At 60.1% G+C, this 1,661-nt stretch carries 2 protein-coding genes; both read right to left on the bottom strand.

The genetic code is table 11. The features are described from left to right. Positions 1-183: 183 nt before the first annotated feature. Positions 184-471 (bottom strand): hypothetical protein, encoded by a 288-nt coding sequence (locus EOD07_RS33620; protein WP_127238275.1) that lies wholly within the window; start codon positions 469-471, stop codon positions 184-186. Between the two features lie 130 nt (positions 472-601). Beyond that, a partial coding sequence (locus EOD07_RS37930) for a SpaA isopeptide-forming pilin-related protein (RefSeq protein ID WP_164772804.1) occupies positions 602-1,661 on the bottom strand: 1,060 nt, incomplete at its 5' end.

Genomic DNA, 1,661 nt, shown 5'->3' with positions numbered 1-1,661 from the left:
CGGGACCAGTTGGTCCAACGTTACCATCTCGAGCGCGGTCTGTTCGGGGGCGGGTCGCTTCAACATGACCCAGTGAATCAAAAACCCCCGGCTAACGCCAGGGGTTTGTCAGCAGTCTGAGCCCGCCATTCGGCGGGCTTTTCTTTTACGGGTCGCCTCACAGCGGATTTTGCCTAATCTAAATTAGGACGGTTGTTGCTGCTTCTGTTCGACCGGATGCACCTTTCCGGCCCGCGTCAGTCGCGCCATGACCGCGGTCATCTGATTGTAGAGATCGACGAAGCCTGACGGCGGCATCGACAGTTGCCCGACGACGACGCGATTGATGTTCGCGCGCTCCGCGGCATCGATGCGATCCGAGTAGAGGGTAAGGCGCAGCACGTCCTGGCGGAAACTTATGGCTAGCGCGCCGTCGCAAAAAATCTCCGGCGCATCGGGCCGGTCGATGATCTTTTCGACGCGCTGGTTCATATCGGACCTCTTTGCCTTTTCTTGAATTTGGTCGCGCGAGCCCGGTGTCGAACGCCTCCGGCGCCAGGGATCGAGGGCGAGATGAGCTCGCCCCCGATCGGTGTTTGCATGAGATTCGCGCGCGGCTTCATCAAACGTGGAGCTGCAGGTAGCTGCCCGAATAATTCAGCACGGACGAGATGATGCCGAAATGATCGCCCTCGTCCTGCGTCGTCAGAACGTTCGACTGGTTCAACGACATCATCATATTGTTGCCGGTGGCCCCATCGGTCGTGGCGTTCATGTCGGCAAAGATCTGGGCGCCGGACGGCACGCCGTTGACGGTGTTCTGCCAGGCGGCGCTGCTTGCCTTGACGGTTTTGGTGAAGCCGTCTTTGCCCGGTTCCGTGGCGTTGTTGTAGTTGAGGATATAAGGGTCGGCATTTGTTATCTGGCCGTCTCCGTTGAAGTCGGTATGCGTCACGCCGCCATTTGCGATCAGCCAGTCGGCGATGTTGGCAATCATGCCCGCCGGCGCGCTGAAGTTCGGGACACCGGCATCATTGAGCAGCGTGGTGATCGCATAGCGGACGAAATCGCCGAGCTTGTCGCCGCCGGTGCCGTTGGCCCCGCCGACGATCTCGCGGGCATCATCCCATTCGATCACCAGGGACTTGCCGCTTGCATCCGTGAACACCAGATCCTTGTGGTTGTCGTGATCGACGTCGAGATTCCCGGGTAGGTTCTTGGCGATGTCGGGGTCCGAGATCGTGCCGGCGGCGGCGAGCTTGGAAGCGAGCGAAACACCGTTGCCGTCGATGCCGCCATTGCTGGTGTCGGTTCCGAGGATCGGAGCATCCCAGACATATTCATGATTGTACCAGAAGCCCGGGGTGAGCCCGAGGGCGCCAAGCTCATGGTTGCCGAAGGTCAGAGCGTCGCCGACATTGACTTCGGTGTGCGTGCCAAGCGGTCCTTCTTCTCCGCTGACTGCGACGAGCTCCTGCCCACTTAGGACAGTTACCGTCGTGGTGGCGTCGCCGATGCCGTCCTTGTTGTGATCGACAGTCGCACCCCAGGTCGTTCCATCCGTGAAAAGCTCGCTGACCGTGTAGGTTCCCGGACGAAGGTTCTCGAACGAGAAGTAGCCGTTTGCATCGGTCGTGGTCGTAACGGTGTCCACCGTGCCGTTGCCGTCTACATCACCCACC

The organism is Mesorhizobium sp. M2C.T.Ca.TU.002.02.1.1 (genome assembly GCF_003997225.1).
This window is presented reverse-complemented; position numbering and strand designations above follow the sequence as displayed.

Excerpts from the sequence above, each read along its gene's own strand:
- EOD07_RS33620 (WP_127238275.1), bottom strand. The coding sequence starts at position 471 with ATGAACCAGCGCGTCGAAAAGATCATCGACCGGCCCGATGCGCCGGAG.